Origin of the sequence: Symbioplanes lichenis (assembly GCF_030709675.1) — a bacterium.
GTDB lineage: Bacteria > Actinomycetota > Actinomycetes > Mycobacteriales > Micromonosporaceae > Actinoplanes > Actinoplanes lichenis.
Genome location: NZ_JAUZQD010000023.1, coordinates 1 through 15,240, shown reverse-complemented (window position 1 = coordinate 15,240; position 15,240 = coordinate 1). Strand labels below are relative to the sequence as shown.

Below are 15,240 nucleotides of genomic sequence, written 5' to 3'. Positions count from 1 at the left end.
AATGCTGCGCGCGGCAGCGCACAGCACGGCTCCGGCCCGGCCGACGGCGTTGCCCGCCTGGCCGGTCGCCGCCGCCCTGGCCTTCTATCCCCTGTGGTGGGCGCTCGGCCTGGGCGTGCTGATCTTCCCGATCATGGCCGGGCCGATGGTGGTGCTGCTGCTCCGGCGGCGGCAGGCGGGCCGCCCGCTGCTGCTGCCGCCCGGCTTCGGCTGGTGGGCGCTCTTCCTCGCGGCCCTGCTGGTCAGCGTCGCCGCACTCGGGGCCGACCCCGCCGGGACGGTGGCCGAGCACGCGAGCGGCCGCCTGATCGCGGTCGTCTACCGCTTCATCATGTACGCGTCCATGACCGTCCTGCTGATCTACACCGGCAACCTGACCGAGGCGGAGCTGTCGCGCCGGCGTCTCGTACGCCTGCTCGCGTGGCTCTTCGCGATCACGGTGGCCGGCGGCGTGCTCGGCATCGTGGCGGGTACGTTCGAGTTCACGTCCCCGGTCGAGTACCTGCTGCCCGGCTCGGTGCGCAGCAAGGGCTTCGTGCAGTCGCTGGTCCACCCGTACGCGGCTCAGATCATGGACCTCGTCGGCGGCGAAAAACCTCGCCCCGCCGCGCCCTGGGGCTACACGAACACGTGGGGCAACAACTTCTGCCTGCTCATGGGCTGGCTGGTGGTGTGGGCGGGGACGAGCCGCCGCGCCTCCGCCCGTCCGCTCGCGCTGCTGGGCCTGGCCGTCGCCATCGTGCCCGCCGTCGTGTCGCTCAACCGCGGCTTGTGGATCGGCATCGGCGTCGTCGTGCTCTACGTGGCCGCGCGGTACGTACTCATGGGCCGGCTCTGGATCATCGGCGCCGTCCTCGCGGCCGCCCTGTCCCTGTTCGTGGCGCTGATCGCGACGCCGCTCGGCGACACCGTGAGCGCCCGGCTCGACAACGGCAAGTCCAACGGCGTGCGCTCGTTCCTGATGCAGCGGGCCGTGGACGGCTTCGTGGAGAGCCCGATCATCGGGTACGGCTCCACCCGCACCACGATCGGCGGCCGCAACTCCATCACCGTCGGCGAGAGCTCCGAGTGCGAGCGCTGCGGCAACTTCACGGTGGGCGGGAACGGGCAGTTCTGGCAGCTGCTGTACGCGCACGGGGCGGTGGGCACGATCGCGTACCTCGGCTTCTTCGGTTATGGCCTGTGGCGTTTCCGGCGGGACCGGTCGCCGATCGGCATCGCGGCGAGCGCGGCGATCGTCAGCTCCTTCTCGGCGATGCTCTGGTACAACGCGATCCCCACCCCCCTGGCGTTCATGTTCCTGGCCTACGCGCTGCTGTGGCGCAACGAGAAGGGGGACACTCATGCCCGTTAGGACCGCGCCGGCGGAGCTCACCGCCGGTGACTCGGCGCTGCGGACGCAGTACCTGACCGAGGTTCTGAACCTGCTCTACCCGGAGCCGTGCGCCACGGACCGCCCGGGTGACCTCGTCGCGGAGTACCTGGTGGTGCCCGACGCCCGGCGGCCCCGGCTGCTCGTGCCGGCGACGTCGCGCCGGGTCGCCGCGGCTGCCGTCCGCCGCTATGCCGAGCCACAGTCGCGGGGCGCCAGGCTCAAGCGCGACGCGGTGGTCGCTGCCCTGCGAACCGGTGCGGCGGGCGTGCTGCTCCGCGATCGCGTACGGGTGACAGGCCCCGCTTCGGCCGGCATCGACGGGCACCTGCGCGAGGCGCTCGGGCGGGACCTGTCCATCAGCATCCACATCGGACCGGCGCGGGCCAACCGTAAGCCGGTCCTCCAGCTGATCAGCCCCGAGGGTGAAACCTTCGGCTTCGGCAAGCTGGGCACCGGGCCACTCACCCGTCGACTGGTCCGGGACGAGACCGCGGCGCTCCGAGCCCTGGGACAGGCGAACCTGACGAAGCTGTCGGTTCCGTCCGTCCTCCACGCCGGCCAGTGGCGGGATCTGGAAGTGCTCGTGCAGTCGGCGCTGCCGGTGTGGCTGCCCCGGGCACCCCTGTCGCCGCACCGGCTGGCCGCGGCGATGGTCGACGTGGCCGGATGTCACGGCTGGACGGCCGGGATGCTGCCTGGAAGCCCGTACTGGATGGCCCTGCGGGACCGGCTCGCCGGGGTGGGCGACCGGCCCGAGGGGGTGGCCCTGGCGGCCGCCGCCGAGCTGCTCGTCTCCCGGTCGGGCGGGCTGCCGCTGCGCTTCGGGTCGTGGCACGGCGACTGGGCGCCCTGGAACATGGCGGCCCTCGCGGACGACCTGCTGGTCTGGGACTGGGAGCGGTTCGCGACCGGGGTCCCCGCCGGCTTCGACGCCGTGCACCACGACCTGCAGCGCCGCATCCAGTCGAGCGGGGACGCGGCCGGTGCCGTGGAGGCCACCGTGCGCCGCGCGGCCGAGCTGCTCGCGCCGTTCGGGGTCGCTCCCGAGGCCCGCGAGCTGACGGCGCTGCTCTACCTGGTGGACCTCGCCGCCCGGTATCTCACCGATCGCCAGGCCGAGGCCGGCGCCCGGCTCGGCGTGCTCGGGACGTGGCTGCTGCCCGTCCTCATCAGAAGGGTCGAAGAGCTGTGATCAAGCCGTCGAAGGTGCCCACGCCCATCAAGCGGGTGGTGCATCTCGGATCGCGATCGTACGGACGGCTCACCGCGCCGGCCCGCATGACGCCCTCGTTCCTCATCTGCGGCGGCCAGCGCTGCGGCACGACGTCGCTCTACCGGGCCATGGCGCAGCACCCCGTCGTCATGAAGGCGGTGCTGCACAAGGGCGTGCACTACTTCGACGTCTCCTACCGCCGCGGCATGTCCTGGTACAAGGGGCACTTCCCGCGGCAGCGGCACGCCGAGAAGATCAAGCAGCGGCACGGGGTGCCGGCACAGACGTTCGAGTCGAGCCCGTACTACATGTACCACCCGCAGGCGGCCGCCCGGATCGCCGCCGACCTGCCCGGGGCCAAGCTGCTCGTGCTGGTCCGCGACCCGGTCGAGCGGGCCTACTCGCAGCACCACCACGAGGTCGCGCGCGGCTTCGAGAACGAGCGGGACTTCGGCAACGCGCTCGCGCTCGAGGCGGCCCGGCTGCACCGGGTGGAGGAGCGGCTCGCGGCCGACCCGGCCTACTACTCGTTCGCCCACCAGCACCACGCCTACCGGGCCCGCGGCGAGTACGCCCGCTATCTGAGCGTCATGGCGCAGCACGTCGGGCGCGAGCGCATCCACGTGGTCGAGAGCGAGCGCTTCTTCAGCGACCCCGGGCAGGTCTACGACGAGGTGTGCGAGTTCCTCGGGCTGCCCGCCGGGCTCGACCATCCGGAGTTCGAGAAGCACAACGCCCGGCCGCGACAGTCCGACATGGACCCCGGCCTGCGGCGCGAGCTGTCGAGCTACTACGCCTCTCACGACGAGGCGCTGATCACGTGGCTGGGCCGGGTGCCGATCTGGCGACAATCGTGACCTCCTTGCAGGCCACCGCGCGGGGCGGCCTGGCCAACATGGCCGGGTCGGCCCTGGCCGGCGGTTCGGGTGTCGTCATCACCTGGCTGGTCGCGCACACCCTGGGCGCGGAGCAGGCGGGCGCCTTCTTCGCGGCGACGGCGGCTTTCGTCCTGGTCGGCGGGCTGGCGAAGCTCGGCACGCAGACCGGGCTGGTCTACTGGCCGGCCCGGCTGCGGGCGACCGGCCGCGACCATCTGCTCGGCGCCTGTCTGCGTACGGGTCTGGTGCCGGTGCTGGCCCTGGCGCTCGTCCTCGGTGCGGTCCTGTGGTGGCAGGCGCCCGCGATCGCCGGTCTCAACGCCTCGCCCGTGGTGGCGGAGCACGTCGCCGGGTTGCGGGTGCTGGCCGTCTTCCTGCCGTTGCAGGCACTGACGGACGCACTGCTCACGGCGACTCGGGGCTACCAGGCGATGCGTCCGACGGTCACGCTCGACCGCATCCTGCGCAGCGTTCTGCAGCTCGTGTGCGTGGGCGCGGCCGCGGTGGCCGCCATGGCGTCCCTGCCCGCCTTCGCCGTCGCGTGGGCCCTGCCCTACCTCCCGGTGACCGTGCTCGCCGCGATCTCACTGCGCCGCATCTATCTGGCCGGCAAGCCCGAAAGCTTCCGCAGCCGGCGCAGCGAGCAACGGGACCTGCGCCGCGAGTTCTGGCGCTTCACCGGTCCGCGCGCCGTCGCCAGCGTCGCCCAGCTCGCCCTGCAACGGATCGACGTGCTGCTCGTCGCGGCCCTGGGCGGGCTGGCCCCGGCCGCCGTCTACGCGGTGGCGGGGCGATTTGTGATTTTGATCCAGTTCGCGAACCAGGGCGTCTCGCAGTCGGTGCAGCCGCGGCTGGCGACCGCCCTGGCCACCGGCGATCGCGACACCGCCAACCAGCTCTACCGCACGGCGACCGGCTGGCTGGTCCTCGTCACCTGGCCGATCTGCCTGCTGGTCATCCTGTACGCGCCGGTCTACCTGCGGCTCTTCGGCGACCACTACGAGTCCGGGGCGCCGGTCGTGATCGTGCTCGCCGGCGCCATGCTCGTGGCGACCGGCTGCGGCATGGTCGACATGGTGCTCGCCATGGCCGGCCGCACCTCGTGGAACCTGATCAACGTGCTGGTCGCGCTGGCCGTCACGGTCGCGCTCGACGTCTATTTGATTCCCCGGTACGGGGCTCTGGGCGCCGCGATCGGGCTGGCGTGCGCGATGGTCGTCAACAACCTGCTGCCCCTGATCCAAGTGTTTACGTCGGCCGGTCTGCACCCGTTCGGCGCCGGAACTTTGGTCGCCGGGGCGCTGGCGGCCGGGTGCTTCGGCGTACTCCCCAGGGTTGTCGGATCTTTGCTCTGGGGGCCGGTCCTGGCCCTCGTTCTCTATGTCGCCGGCGCCTTTCTTCTGCGGGGCCCTCTTGCCCTGGCAGCTTTTCGTTTGAGGAGGACACGTTGACCACCGACTACACCAAGGTGTTCCAGGACGCGGACGCCGTCGCGAAGTACGAGCACGTCACGTACGCCCCGGACAGCTACGCGTCGCAGATCAACGAGCGGCAGCAGGCGTACCTGCGTGAGCTCGTGCAGCGCGAGTTCGGCCGCAACCTGCCCGCGCAGCACGACTTCGCCTGCGGCACCGGACGCGCGATCCGCACCCTGCACGGCCTGGTCCGCGAGGCCCACGGGTACGACACCTCGGCCGAGATGATGGCGAAGGCCGAAGAGGTCGGATCCAAGGCGCAGTGGCACCAGATCGCCGCGGACGGTCCCGTCCCCAACCCGGTCCCCGCCGGGCACCCGGCCATCGTCACGATGTTCCGCTTGCTGCTCAACGTGTCCGACGAGGTCCGGGACCGGGCGATCGCGTTCGCGGCCAAGGCGCTGCCGACGCCCGACGCGGGCCTGCTCGTGGTGGAGAACCACGGCAACGCGGGCTCGCTGCGTCATCTGCGGGCGCGCCGGCACTCGGACTCGCGGTGGTTCGCCGAGCTGTCGCACGCCGAGGTGGCTTCGCTCCTGGACCGGCACGGCTTCGAGATCGTCGAGCGCCACGGCTTCTCCATGATCACCGAGTCGCTGAGCCGCAACCCGCTGGCCCGGGTGGCCGACGCGGCGGCTCGGGCGCTGCCCGGCACCGACGGCCTCGCCGTGAACGTCCTCTACACGGCCCGGCGGAAGAAGTAGCAGTGGTTCGTACTCGTGCCGCTTTGCTCGTGCTGCTCCTGCTCGGTCTCGCCGGCTGCACCTCGCACCGGCGGGCCGAGCCCGAGCCCACCCCGTCGCCCGACCTGACCAGCCCGCCGACGGCCGTCGCGGTCAACCCGGGCCCGTTCGAGGCGGGCCCGGTGGCGCCCCCGGCCACCGGCGCCTATCTGGGCGCGTGGATCAAGCCGGAGTTCCTCACCCACGCCGGGCGGGTCGAGGCGGTCGACCAGCTCGAGGAGAGCCTCGACCGGCCGCTGGACATCGTCAACACGTACCGGCGCTTCGACCAGATGGTCGGCACCACGTCGGACGCCGAGCTGCTGGACAACGGCGCGACACTGATGGTCAGCTGGGCCACCGGCGACAACCGGTCGATCCTCGCCGGCGAGCACGACGCGTTGATCCGCAAGCAGGCCAGGAAGATCCGGGCGGTGCGCAAGCCGCTGCTGCTGCGCGTCCGGTGGGAGATGGACCGGCCCAACCTGCGCGCGACGATGTGGTCCGCCGCGGACTACGTCGCCGCCTACCGCTACATCTGGGACATCTTCCGCGAGGAGCGCGTCAAGAACGTCTCCTGGGTCTTCTGCCCGACCGCCGAGGGATTCGCCCGCGGCGAGGCGGCCGCGTTCTACCCGGGCGACGACGTGGTCGACTGGACGTGCGTGGACGTCTACGCCGGCAACCAGTTCCAGCCCGTCGGTGTGCTGATGGGCGATTTCCTTCGCTGGGCGGCACAACGCCCCAAGCCCATCGTCATCGGCGAGTTCGGCGTGGCGAAGGCGTGGGGCTCGGCCGGGCGGGCGGCCTGGCTCCGCGACGCCCAGCGCACGTTCAAGGCCAACCCGCAGATCAAAGCCGTCGTCTACTTCGAGAGCAACCCCGAGGGCAACGGCCCCAAGCAGCAGTTCCAGCTGGCCGGCGACCGTCCCGCCTTCCGCGCCTTCTCCGCCCTGACCGAAGACCCCTATTTCAATCCTTGATCGGCTCTTCGTCCTTGACCGGCTCTTCGTCCTTGACCGGCTCTTCGTCCCTGATCGGTTCCAGGAACTCGAGCCGATTGCCATGATCGTCCTGGCTGTAGAACCGCCGGTGACCAGGAAAGTCCCCGTCCCAGGTCACCGGCCGGGCCGCCGCACCCAACCGCCGCGCGAGCGCATCGAGATCGTCCACGACCACCCCGGGATGCGCCTTCCGAGCGGCCACGAAATCTCGCTCCACCCCGAGATGAAGCTCCCACTCGCCCCGCCGGAACCAGCAGCCACCCCGCTTGGCCAACTCGGCCGGCTTGGCCACCTCGGCCATGCCCAGCACTCCGCCGTAGAAGCCGCGTGCCACACCTTCCCCGCCAGGAGGAATAGCCAATTGCACATGATGCAGTCTCATTCCTCCTTACTAGCAAACCGTACGTCCGTCTTGCTACCCCTGTCGCCATGGTGACTCCTGGCCCGCGGCGACGATAATGATCGCCGTGGACAAGGTGACGGCCCTCCGGTTGATCTCGCCGCGCTCGCTGCGCTGGCAGGACGTCGACCCGGCTGGGCACCCCTTCGATCCGGCGGCCGCCCCGGCGGTGGTCCGGAGCTTGCCCCCGGCGGCCGAAGTGCCCGCCCGGCCCCGGAACGTCGACTACAGCGCCAAGATCGCCTGGAGCCGCAGCACCGGTGACCCGTGGGCGGACACGATGAGCCTCGCCCTGATCGGGCACTACGGACGCTGGGCCGGCGGCTGGCGCTGGGCGACCGGCGAGGGTGACTTCGACGGCGGCCCGGGCTGGACCTGGTGCTGTTCCCTCCACTCCATGTCCGCCCCGGACGCGACGCTCGACACCGTGACCACCGCGCTGATCGAGTGGCGGGCTTGGCTCGAGGACCTGAGCGAGCGCTTCGGCCGCTTCCTGCCGATCCCGCCGGCCGCCGGCGAGGACGACGTGCTCGACGTCTGGGAGCGCGCGGTCGCCCACCTCGTGACCGTGGTGGTCGACCGAACGGGGGCCGGCAGCGGCTGGTACGGCCACTGCGAGCAGGTGCTCGGCTGGTTCCTGGCCGCAGCGGGCATTCCGGCCGACCGGCACGGGCAGTTGATCGAGCATGCCGTCGGCGGCCGCTTCGAAAGCTGGGTCGAGCCCAAGGGCGCCCAGGTGCGGGAGGTTGCCGAGCGGCTCGCCACCAGGCTGTGGCACCCGGATGCATGACCACCTGCTCGACTGGTGGCACGTGCGCGACCGGGTGCCGTGGGCCACGGCCACCCACCCCGCTCCCGGCCCGTCGGCCCGCCCGGCTCCCGCTCCACCGGCCCACCCGGCTCCGGGCCCGCCGGTCGACCCGGCTCGCCGTCCGGTCAGTGGGCGCCGGGACGGCATTCTCGACCACGTGAACACGGCGGAGGTGGCCCGCTGTCCCGACCGTGCGGCCCGCCTGCTGGACGCATTGCACCAGGTGCACGACGCTGCGGCAGGCCCCGAACCGCTCCACTTCGCCCTGCTGGCGCGCTGGCAGGCCGTCGTTCTCGGCGTCCCGGCCGTGGGTTTCCGGACCGGAACCGCCTACGCCAAAGCCGGCCGCGAACGCTACGGCCTCGGCCCCACCACCCGGCCCCGCTTCGCCACCTGCCTGACCGAGGCGACCGACCCCCGCCTGCCGCTGGCTGCCCGCGCCGCCCGCGTCTACTTGGACGTCGCCTTCGTCCATCCCTTCCCGGACGGGAACGCCCGCGCCGCTCTGCTGTGTCTTGCTTTCGTCCTGCACCGCGACCACGCCACCATTCATCCGGCCGCCCCGGCACTGACCCTGGTCAGGCGGGCCGACGATCTTCCGGGCACCGTGGACTTCGTCCGGCTGATCGACCTGCTGATGCGGCCGGGCCGACTCCGCTCGGCGACTGAGCTCTCGGCCGGGCTGCCTCCCGCGGAGGCGTAGCAAGCGCGGGCCGGCTCAGGCGGCGACCACGCCGCCGATGCCCGTGCGCTCGGCCGGGGAGGCGATCAGCTCGACGGTCACGCCGGGCCGGACCCGCTCGCCGACGGTCGCGGCGATCGCATCGGTGATGCCGGCGATCAGGCGGCCGGTGATGGCGGCAGCGTCGGGCCGGTCGAAGACGGCGGCCCGGACGCCGAAGGTGACGGTCGGCGCGGGAGCCTCCGCGATCTTGCCGCCGATGCCCCAGCGCTGCGGCGGGAGGCCGATCAGGTGGACGACGACCAGCTCGCGCGCCCACTCGCCGTAGACCTCGACCGTGGCGTCGGTCAGCGCGGCGATCAACTCCGGCTCGCGGCCGGTGAGGTCGGTCTCGAGGGCGTGCACGGTCAGGTGGGGCATGTCCGCTCCTCTACGATGGCTTTGATGACAAATTACCTTTGCACTCAAAGCTAAATCATGTCAACCGATGCGACCGTCCGCGAACTGCTGCTGCTGATGCCCCGCCTGGTGGGCCGGGCCAAACGGATGCCGCCCCCAGAGCAGTTGCGCTCGCTCGACCTGTCCCCGCGGCACCTCTCCCTGCTGTCACTGCTCCTGCTCGACGGCCCGCAAACTGTGAACGACCTGGCCGCCGCCCTCGGCGTCGCCCCGACCACGGTGAGCCTGATCGTGAGCGACCTGAGCCGCAAAGGCGTCCTGACCCGCAGCGAGGACGACACCGATCGCCGCCGCCGCATCATCGACATCAGCGCCGGAAGCCGGCCGGCCATCTCCCAGTGGCTCTCGCCCACCCAAGCCGCCTGGCGCCAAGCCCTGGCCCCCCTCACCCCCGCCGAACAACAAGCCGTCCTCACGACCCTCCGCCGCTTCGAGGACGCCCTCGGCGCCGATCCCGCATGACTCCCGCCCCGCCCGCCCTCAGCGAGCGATCCGGGGCACGTGCCCGGCATCGGTGAAGAGGTGTCGGCCGCCCCGCTCAGGGCTCGGGGTCCCACAAAACCTCGACCGAGGACTGCAATGCCTTCGCGACCTTGATCGCCAGATAGACCGAGGGTGCGTAGTCGCCCGTCTCCATGGCGATCACGGTCTGACGGCTGACCTGGACGGCGGCGGCCAAACCCTGCTGGGTCAGGCCGGCCTCCTTGCGGGCGGCGCGGATGCGGGCGCCGGCGGCGTTGCCCGCCTCCTCCGGGGCGCGGACCGGGCCGGACGGGGGCGCCATCAGATCTCCTCTCCGGCCCGGGCTTCCTCGCGGTCCCGGAGGCGGCCCTTGATGATCAGCACGACGACGGCTATCAAGGCTCCGGCCAGGCCGCCCACGGCGACGCCGAGCCAGGCCGCGTTGTCGGACTCACGGACATAGCGCGCGCCGGCGATGAAGATGAGCAGCGGCAGGATGGTGATCACGATCAGCGCGATCCGCCGGGAGCTCCAGCTGCGCGGCGTGGTGTCGACCCGCCGGCGTCGCACGTAGACCGTCGCCAGCAGCTGCGTGAACCACGAGACCCCCAGCATCACCGCGAGGGGCAGCACGGACGGCTCGCCCAGCGGCCACACCATCACCGCGGCGGCCCAGGGCAGCAGGAAGCTCTGCAGCGAGGCCGACGTCGTCATGCCTTCGTACCACCGGAAGCGCTCGCGCTCGTCGCCGTAGAGATCGCCGTCGAGATCGAGGTTCCAGTGGACCACGCGGTCGAGGAGTGTCATGCGTCCATCCTGATGACAAGTTCTCTTGACGTCAAGTGGACTTAACATCCGGGCCCTCTCAGGGATGACTCGGGGACTTCACCTGATCCGCACGGGTGACAAGTGTTTCTAGGCTCTAGCTGTGAGCCTCATCGAGACCCAAGGGTTGACCAAGACGTACGGCGGGCGGGTGACTGCCCTGCACGACCTCACGGTCACCGTCGAGCCGGGGATCGTCGGCCTCGTCGGGGCCAACGGCGCCGGCAAGTCGACGTTCATCAAAATCATGCTCGGGCTGATCGCCCCGACGGCCGGCACGGTCCGGGTGTTCGGGCTCGATCCGACCGTGGAGACCGACAAGGTGCGCGCGAAGGTCGGCTACATGCCGGAGCACGACGCGCTGCCGCCGGACGTGTCGGCGGCCGAGTTCGTGACTCACCTCGGCCGGATCAGCGGCCTGCCCCGCACGGCCGCCCGGGAGCGCGCGTCCGAGGCGCTGCGCCACGTCGGGCTCTACGAGGAGCGTTACCGGCAGATCGGCGGCTATTCGACGGGCATGAAGCAGCGCGTCAAGCTGGCCCAGGCGCTGGTGCACGACCCCGACCTGCTGCTGCTCGACGAGCCGACCAACGGGCTCGACCCGGCCGGCCGCGACGCGATGCTCGCTTTGGTGCACCGGATCGGCAGCGAGTTCGGCATCTCCGTGGTGACCTGCTCCCACCTGCTCGGCGAGGTCGAGCAGATCTGCGACTCGCTGGTGGCGATCGAGGGCGGCAAGCTGCTGCGGGCGGACCGGATCTCGGCCATGACCGCGGCCAGCGACGTGCTCGCCGTCGAGGTGTCCGAGGGCACCGAGGAGCTGGCGGCTGCATTGACGGAGCTTGATTTGCCCGTACGCGCCGACGGGCGGATGCTGCTCGTGCCGCTCGACCACGACGACACGTACGACCAGATCCTCCGCGCAGTGGCTGACCTGGACCTGCCGCTGCACCGCCTCGACCAGCGCCGGCACCGGGTGGCCGAGCTCTTCGCGCCCCGGGAGGCCGCAGATGTCTGAAGCCAGCGTCATCCACGACATCGGATACCAGCGCTACGACGGCCCCCGGCTGGGCCGCCGCGCGGTGTTCGGCGCCATGTACATCCACGGGCTGCGCGCCGCCTACGGCCTCGGTCGCTCGGCCAAGTCCAAGATCTTCCCGTGGCTCGTCGTCGGCATCTGCTTGCTTGTCGGCGTAATCCTCGCCGCGGTCAAGGCGCAGACGGGCCTCGAGGCGCTCAACTACTTCACGTACGCCGACTCGATGAGCTGGCTGATCATCTTCTTCGCCGCGATCGTGGCGCCGGAGCTCGTCTCCCGGGACATGCGCTCGGGGGTTCTGCCGCTCTACTTCAGCCGGCCGTTGCGCGCCTCGGACTACATCGGGGCGAAGGTGGCGTCCATGGTCACCGCGGTGTGGCTGCTGCTGGCCGTACCCCAATTGATCATGTTCTTGGGTGCGGCCTTCACCACGAAGAACGGCATCTCCGACGTGTGGAAGGAGCTCGGGGACCTGCTGCCCGGGTGGGCCTACAGCCTGTTGTGGGCGCTGGTCTTCACCGGCATCGGGCTGCTCGTCGCGTCGCTCACGGGCAAGCGGGCCTTCGCCGCCGGCGGCATCGTCGCGGTGTTCCTCATGACCACGCCGGCCGTCGGCGTGCTGAGCATCATGCCGTCGCAGGACGCCCAGGAGCTGGCCGGCCTGGCGAGCCCGTCGACGCTGGTGAGCGGCGTCGGCCAGTGGATCTATCCGACCGCGAACACCGGCATGATGATCGGCCGGTTCGGCCCGGTCTACCTGATCGAGGCGATCACGCTGGTCGCCGCGTGCATGCTGCTCCTGCTCGCCCGCTACCGGAGGGTGGCCGCGCTGTGACCACGCTGACTCTGCAGAACGTCTCCCGCTGGTACGGCAACGTGGTGGCCGTCAACGACATCACCATGTCCCTCGGCCCCGGCGTCACCGGTCTCCTCGGACCGAACGGCGCCGGCAAGACCACGGTGCTGCACATGATGGCCGGTTTTCTCGCGCCCTCCCGGGGTGCGGTGACCCTCGACGACGCCCCGGCATGGCGCAACCCGGCGATCTACAAGCAGCTGGGACTGGTGGCCGAGAAGGAGGCAGTCCACGGTTTCCTGACCGCTCGCGAGTTCGTGAACGCGTCGGCCAAGATGCACAAGCTGTCCGATCCGAAGGCCGCCACCGAGTGGGCTCTTCAGATGGTGGAAATGACCGATGCCGCGGACAGGCGCATCGAGACGTACTCGAAGGGCATGCGGCAGCGGACCCGGGTGGCCGCGGCGCTCGTACACAATCCTCAGGTCTTGTTGTTGGACGAGCCGTTCAACGGCATGGACCCGCGCCAGCGCATGCACATGATGGCGCTGCTGCACGAGCTCGGCGACCGGGGTCACACGATCCTCTTCAGCTCGCACATCCTCGAGGAGGTCGAGCAAGTCTCGGGCACGGTCCAGGTCATGGTCGCGGGGCGGCTCGCCGCGTCCGGCGACTACCGCCGGATCCGCCGCCTGATGACCAACCGCCCGCACGTCTTCGCCGTGAAGTCCTCCGACGACCGCAAGCTGGCCGTCGCCCTCATCGCCGAGAAATCGGTGAACGGCGTCGAGATCGCGGGGGAGGGCCTCACCGTACGCGCCGGCGACTACGGCAGCTTCACCCGCGCGCTGCCCCGCATCGCCCTCGGCGAGGGGATCAGGCTGCGCAAGGTGATCCCGTCCGACGAGTCCCTGGAGAGCGTCTTCTCCTACCTGCTGGAGGCCTGATGTCGACCGTCGCCTGGATCACCGCCCGGGGCCTCTTCGGCCGCCGCCGGGTGCTCCTCCTCCTGCCCCTGCCGATCCTGCTGATCGTGCTGGCCGTGATCTGCGACGCGGCCGGCGTCGACGCCCGGGAGTGGGGCGCCCCGGTCATCGTCGGCCTCGGCCTGGCCGTGCTGCTGCCCGTCGTCGCCCTGATCGTCGGCACCGGCGTGCTCGGCTCCGAGGTGGACGACGGCACGATCGTGCACATCCTCACCAAGCCCCTGCCCCGGCGCGACATCATCCTCGCGAAGCTGGGCGTGGCCGTGGTGGCGAGCGCGGTCACCGCGGCGGTTCCGCTGTTCGTCGCGGGGGTGCTGGCCGATTCCGTACGCTTCGGGCTCGCGCTCGCCGTCGCCGCGGCGCTCGGCGCGGTGGCGTACTCGGCGCTGTTCCTGCTTCTCAGCCTGCTGACCAGGCGGCCGGTCCTCCTTGGGCTGGTCTACATCCTGGTGTGGGAGGGGCTCCTCGGCCGGTTCGTGAGCGGCACCCGGGTGCTCTCGATCGAGCAGTACGTGATCACCGTCGGCGACCGGCTCTCCCCGGCGACCGACATCCTCGACCCGAAGGTCGGCCTCCCTGTGGCGCTCGTCATGGCGGCGATCTTCGCGGTCGGTGGCACGCTGTTCGCTGTGAACCGCCTGCGCAGCTTCTCGATGGCCGGGGAGACGAGCTGACCGCTCATCCCGACTGGCCTCACCGGCTGCTCGACGTCGGCCGCCTCCTGGATTCCGGGTGGCGGCCTTCGCCGTTCCGTGAGTTCGTGCTGAAGGTGCATCAAAGGTGCAATCTGGCCTGCGATTACTGCTATGTGTACGAGCTGGCGGACCAGAGCTGGCGCGACCGCCCGCGGGTGATCAGTCCGGCCCTGTGGCGGGCCGCGGCCCGGCGTATCGGGGAGCACGCGGCCCGGCACGATCTGCCACATGTGCGCGTGACGTTGCACGGGGGAGAGCCGCTGCTCGCCGGGGTCACGACGTTGGCCCAGATCGCCGCCGACCTGCGTGCGGCTGTTCCTTGCCCCGTCACGGTGGGTCTCCAGACCAATGGGACGGCGCTGTCCGCCGCTACTTTGGCCGCGCTGGCCGAGGCGGAGATCTCCGTCGCGGTCTCGCTCGACGGCGTCGGCCACGACAAGCACAGGCGCTTCCCGTCCGGCGACGGCAGCTTCCGGGCCGTCTCGGCCGCGCTTTCCCTTCTGTGTACGTCCTCCGCGTACGCGGGTCTGCTGTGCGTCATTGATCCCTCCTCGGACCCTGTCGCCACGTACGAGTCATTGATCGAGTGGCAGCCGCCGGCGATCGACTTCCTCCTGCCGCACGCCAACTGGGCGTCCCCTCCGAGTCCGGGTTGCGGTGCGTGGCTCGCTTCCGTCTTCGACCGGTGGTACGACGCACCGCGGCGGGAGACGTCCGTGCGGCTCTTCGAGGATCTGATGTCCTTGCTGCTCGGCGGTCCGGGCAGGTCGGAGCAGGCGGGCCTGGCGCCGGTGTCCGTGGCCGTGATCGAGACCGACGGCTCGCTCGAACAGGTGGATGCCCTGAAGAGCGCCTACTCGGGGGCGGCGTCCACCGGTCTGTCGGTGCTCACGTCCTCGCTCGACGATCTGCTGCTGCATCCGGGGATGGTGGCGCGACAGATCGGGCCGGCGGCGCTTGCACCCTCGTGTCTGGCCTGTCCTGTGGCCTCGGTGTGCGGGGCGGGGCACTATGCGCACCGGTACCGGCCGGGCTCCGGTTTCCGGCATCCGACGGTCTACTGCGAGGACATGTTCCTGCTCATCGGTCACATCCGACGGCGGCTCGCATCTTCGCTGTCCGTGGCCTTGTAATCACGACGAGGGACGTGGTCCGGGACACCCCGGGTCGATTTGGCGTTGCGCTGAGGCCTGTGTAAAGTTTTGCGAGCCGGCAGGGAAGCGGACGGAGCGAAAACGCCACGGACGGCCTGCTGACAAACCCCTAGCAATAGTCACCGGGCAGAGTCGCGTGCGACTCCGGTTTCCGGCGATGAATGCTGGGGAGCTCGAGCGAGATTCGGCCGGATTTGACGGCCGGAAAGCGTGAGAGTAAATTTGAGCGAGTGCCCCGGAGGGCGGGAAACATTCCCGGTCGAA

The 15,240-nt window shown here is 70.7% G+C and carries 18 protein-coding genes; 14 read left to right on the top strand and 4 right to left on the bottom strand.

What is annotated here, in order from left to right; translation table 11 throughout:
• Position 1: 1 nt before the first annotated feature.
• From RAN62_RS38190 to RAN62_RS38165, 6 genes are read left to right on the top strand one after another with little or no spacing between them, the layout of a single operon-like run.
• Positions 2-1,354, top strand: coding sequence for an O-antigen ligase family protein (locus RAN62_RS38190; RefSeq protein ID WP_305789819.1), 1,353 nt, complete (start codon positions 2-4; stop codon positions 1,352-1,354).
• Complete coding sequence (locus RAN62_RS38185) at positions 1,344-2,567, top strand: hypothetical protein (RefSeq protein ID WP_305789759.1); 1,224 nt, start codon at positions 1,344-1,346, stop codon at positions 2,565-2,567. Before RAN62_RS38190 ends, RAN62_RS38185 begins: the two co-directional genes overlap by 11 nt.
• The gene (locus tag RAN62_RS38180) at positions 2,567-3,445 is read left to right on the top strand and encodes a sulfotransferase family protein (RefSeq protein WP_305789818.1); all 879 of its coding nucleotides are present in this window, start codon (positions 2,567-2,569) and stop codon (positions 3,443-3,445) included. Before RAN62_RS38185 ends, RAN62_RS38180 begins: the two co-directional genes overlap by 1 nt.
• Positions 3,442-4,917, top strand: a complete 1,476-nt coding sequence (locus RAN62_RS38175; protein ID WP_305789758.1) for a lipopolysaccharide biosynthesis protein — start codon at positions 3,442-3,444, stop codon at positions 4,915-4,917. Before RAN62_RS38180 ends, RAN62_RS38175 begins: the two co-directional genes overlap by 4 nt.
• Positions 4,914-5,645 carry a methyltransferase domain-containing protein gene (locus RAN62_RS38170; RefSeq protein ID WP_305789757.1) on the top strand — a complete coding sequence of 244 codons (732 nt, stop codon included), beginning with the start codon at positions 4,914-4,916 and terminating at the stop codon, positions 5,643-5,645. The genes RAN62_RS38175 and RAN62_RS38170 overlap by 4 nt, the downstream gene beginning before the upstream one ends.
• 2 nt (positions 5,646-5,647) lie before the next feature.
• On the top strand, positions 5,648-6,646 hold the full coding sequence (locus RAN62_RS38165) for a glycoside hydrolase family 26 protein (protein WP_305789756.1): 999 nt from the start codon (positions 5,648-5,650) through the stop codon (positions 6,644-6,646).
• On the opposite strand, the gene RAN62_RS38160 is transcribed toward RAN62_RS38165, so the two are convergent.
• On the bottom strand, positions 6,636-7,049 hold the full coding sequence (locus RAN62_RS38160; RefSeq protein ID WP_305789755.1) for a VOC family protein: 414 nt from the start codon (positions 7,047-7,049) through the stop codon (positions 6,636-6,638). The genes RAN62_RS38165 and RAN62_RS38160 overlap by 11 nt on opposite strands.
• Before the next feature lie 85 nt (positions 7,050-7,134).
• On the opposite strand from RAN62_RS38160, the gene RAN62_RS38155 reads away from it, so the two are divergent.
• Both RAN62_RS38155 and RAN62_RS38150 read left to right on the top strand, forming a co-directional pair.
• The gene (locus tag RAN62_RS38155; RefSeq protein WP_305789754.1) at positions 7,135-7,857 is read left to right on the top strand and encodes a hypothetical protein; all 723 of its coding nucleotides are present in this window, start codon (positions 7,135-7,137) and stop codon (positions 7,855-7,857) included.
• Positions 7,850-8,581, top strand: coding sequence for a Fic family protein (locus RAN62_RS38150; protein WP_305789753.1), 732 nt, complete (start codon positions 7,850-7,852; stop codon positions 8,579-8,581). Before RAN62_RS38155 ends, RAN62_RS38150 begins: the two co-directional genes overlap by 8 nt.
• Before the next feature lie 15 nt (positions 8,582-8,596).
• On the opposite strand, the gene RAN62_RS38145 is transcribed toward RAN62_RS38150, so the two are convergent.
• Positions 8,597-8,980: a tautomerase family protein gene (locus tag RAN62_RS38145; RefSeq protein WP_305789752.1), complete on the bottom strand. Its 384-nt coding sequence runs from the start codon at positions 8,978-8,980 to the stop codon at positions 8,597-8,599.
• Positions 8,981-9,037: 57 nt separating this feature from the next.
• Here RAN62_RS38145 and RAN62_RS38140 point away from each other — a divergent pair, with 57 nt between their 5' ends.
• Positions 9,038-9,481, top strand: coding sequence for a MarR family winged helix-turn-helix transcriptional regulator (locus tag RAN62_RS38140; protein WP_305789751.1), 444 nt, complete (start codon positions 9,038-9,040; stop codon positions 9,479-9,481).
• Between the two features lie 76 nt (positions 9,482-9,557).
• Here the strand turns inward: RAN62_RS38140 and RAN62_RS38135 are convergent, their stop codons facing one another.
• Together RAN62_RS38135 and RAN62_RS38130 are read right to left on the bottom strand one after the other, a co-directional pair.
• Positions 9,558-9,803, bottom strand: coding sequence for a helix-turn-helix transcriptional regulator (locus RAN62_RS38135; protein ID WP_305789750.1), 246 nt, complete (start codon positions 9,801-9,803; stop codon positions 9,558-9,560).
• Positions 9,803-10,288 carry a hypothetical protein gene (locus tag RAN62_RS38130; RefSeq protein ID WP_305789749.1) on the bottom strand — a complete coding sequence of 162 codons (486 nt, stop codon included), beginning with the start codon at positions 10,286-10,288 and terminating at the stop codon, positions 9,803-9,805. The genes RAN62_RS38135 and RAN62_RS38130 overlap by 1 nt, the downstream gene beginning before the upstream one ends.
• Before the next feature lie 121 nt (positions 10,289-10,409).
• Between RAN62_RS38130 and RAN62_RS38125 the strand changes: the two genes are divergently transcribed.
• The 5 genes from RAN62_RS38125 to RAN62_RS38105 all read left to right on the top strand — a co-directional run bounded on the left by RAN62_RS38125 (position 10,410) and on the right by RAN62_RS38105 (position 14,955).
• Positions 10,410-11,324 (top strand): ABC transporter ATP-binding protein, encoded by a 915-nt coding sequence (locus tag RAN62_RS38125; RefSeq protein WP_305789748.1) that lies wholly within the window; start codon positions 10,410-10,412, stop codon positions 11,322-11,324.
• A complete protein-coding gene (locus RAN62_RS38120; RefSeq protein ID WP_305789747.1) occupies positions 11,317-12,180 on the top strand; it encodes an ABC transporter permease in 864 nt (287 codons plus the stop codon). Before RAN62_RS38125 ends, RAN62_RS38120 begins: the two co-directional genes overlap by 8 nt.
• Entirely contained in the window at positions 12,177-13,088 is a 912-nt protein-coding gene (locus tag RAN62_RS38115; protein ID WP_305789746.1) for an ABC transporter ATP-binding protein, read from the top strand. The genes RAN62_RS38120 and RAN62_RS38115 overlap by 4 nt, the downstream gene beginning before the upstream one ends.
• Complete coding sequence (locus tag RAN62_RS38110) at positions 13,088-13,801, top strand: ABC transporter permease (RefSeq protein ID WP_305789745.1); 714 nt, start codon at positions 13,088-13,090, stop codon at positions 13,799-13,801. Before RAN62_RS38115 ends, RAN62_RS38110 begins: the two co-directional genes overlap by 1 nt.
• 86 nt (positions 13,802-13,887) lie before the next feature.
• Positions 13,888-14,955 (top strand): FxsB family cyclophane-forming radical SAM/SPASM peptide maturase, encoded by a 1,068-nt coding sequence (locus tag RAN62_RS38105; RefSeq protein WP_305789744.1) that lies wholly within the window; start codon positions 13,888-13,890, stop codon positions 14,953-14,955.
• The last annotated feature ends 285 nt before the right edge of the window (positions 14,956-15,240 follow it).